The following is a 1,784-nucleotide window of genomic DNA, read 5'->3' as shown; positions in this document are numbered from 1 at the left end:
ACTCTTACTTTATTATCTACTCCTACATTTAAGGTATTGCTTAATCCTACTATGGTATCTTTAGATAAGCCTACATTAGTTAAGTATTCTCCTCCTACATTGACATTTTTAGCTAAGTCTATGGTTTGAGTATGAATCTTTTTAATCCTTTCATTATAAATTCCATCCACTATAGAATCTTTATCATTTAAAATTCTTTGAGTGAAATTATGCTGGACTAATTCATCATAATCCTTTTGGGCTTTTAAATAAATTTGTTCTTTATCTTTTATATTTGAGAGGGTAAGTTCATTATAACCTTCTTCATTAACACCTATGGTTTTAGAAGAAAGAGAAGTTTGATGATCATTAAAAGGAAGATTTACTAAACTTGGATTAGCCCCATTATACAAACTAGAGCTCACATAAGGTTTATCTATATCATCATCTAAAAAAGAAATAATCACTTCATCTCCTAACTTTCTTTGATGAGGGCTTTAGTGATTTAAAGGGTAGGGGATTTGAAGTAGAATTTGATATATTAAGACTCATATAAGAATTAAGAGACATTGAAGATCCTTTTGGGGGTTGAGTTTATGGTGTTTATAATTTCACTATGTTTTTAATTTTTATATTTATTATTTTAACACAAATAGTCTAAATTTGAGTAGAAAAAGAAATTGCTTATTTTTGTTATTAAAATCTATTTTTTATCTAAATTTACTTCTATGATATTGGGTTCTTTTTCGCTGTTTTGTGTATTTTCTAAACGCAATTTTATTTTATTTGCACCCATAGGAGTTAAAATAGTAAAATATCTAATATTATTTTCATAAAAATCCCAAATTTCATCCAATTCCAAATAATTTGCTAATCCATATTCTTTAAACTCACATTCTTTATAGATTGATTTTAAAAATTTTGGCACTTCATTAATAATAAAAAGTATTTTGATTTTTTCTTTTTGAGAATTAATATCCAATTCTTTAATCAGATTATTTTGATATTCTTGCTTTATTATTTCTATTATTTTTTTATTATCACAATTTTTTAAATCATTAAGATTAACATCCATTTCTTTTTTTAACTCTAATTCTTGAAGAAAATAATTTGTGTTCTTATAATCAGAAGTTTGTGGTAATAATATATTTAATTTTTCATCACTTTTAAAAATTAATTTCGCTATATTCATAATTTTAATATTTAATTCTAATATAGCGTAAAAATCTTTTTTAGAAAAAATTTTATCTACACCTTTTTTCATATTTACAATATCTAAATTCTCATCAGATAAAAATTCTACAAGTTTATTTAAAAATATAGCTTGAGGAAGCATTACCACCCTTTAAGCTCTAAACTTTCAAGCTCTTCTAAACTCATTGCTCTAATTAAAATCCTTTCTTCTGATTGAATTAAAGAAAAATCTTGTAATTTCTCTAAAGCTTCTTTATATTCTAAATATATCCTAAAGGTTTATCTTCGCTAATGCTAAAAAAGCTTAATCTCCATTTGGCTTCTTTATCTTCATCATCTAATTCAAAATTTTCCCAAGGTTTTTTAAAAAGAATAGTATCTGTATCTTCACTTAGGGTGAAATTTATTATTAACCCATCGGGTGTTTCATAAAGTTTAGGTATAGCTTCATAAGCTTCTTTCCAACGTCTTTGTAAAAGTTTTAAATATTCTATAAATTTTTCCTTAAATATAAAATGAAAAATTATAACTAAAAATCTTTTTATATTAAATCATAAGGAAAGTATTTACACAAAGCTAATTCTATTTTGTTTAATCATTCTGGCACGATT

Annotated in this window: 2 protein-coding genes; both read right to left on the bottom strand. The window is 24.3% G+C overall.

All coding sequences use genetic code 11. From position 1 onward, the window contains the following. The coding region (locus AJ888_RS05350; protein WP_410002362.1) for a bacteriophage T4 gp5 trimerisation domain-containing protein at nucleotides 1-446 on the bottom strand (446 nt) is incomplete at its 3' end. Nucleotides 447-682: 236 nt separating this feature from the next. Beyond that, nucleotides 683-1,315, bottom strand: a complete 633-nt coding sequence (locus tag AJ888_RS05345; RefSeq protein WP_070296109.1) for a hypothetical protein — start codon at nucleotides 1,313-1,315, stop codon at nucleotides 683-685. Nucleotides 1,316-1,784: the final 469 nt, after the last annotated feature.

This window comes from Campylobacter sp. BCW_6467, from assembly GCF_001762855.1.
Taxonomy (GTDB): domain Bacteria; phylum Campylobacterota; class Campylobacteria; order Campylobacterales; family Campylobacteraceae; genus Campylobacter_D; species Campylobacter_D jejuni.
This window is presented reverse-complemented; position numbering and strand designations above follow the sequence as displayed.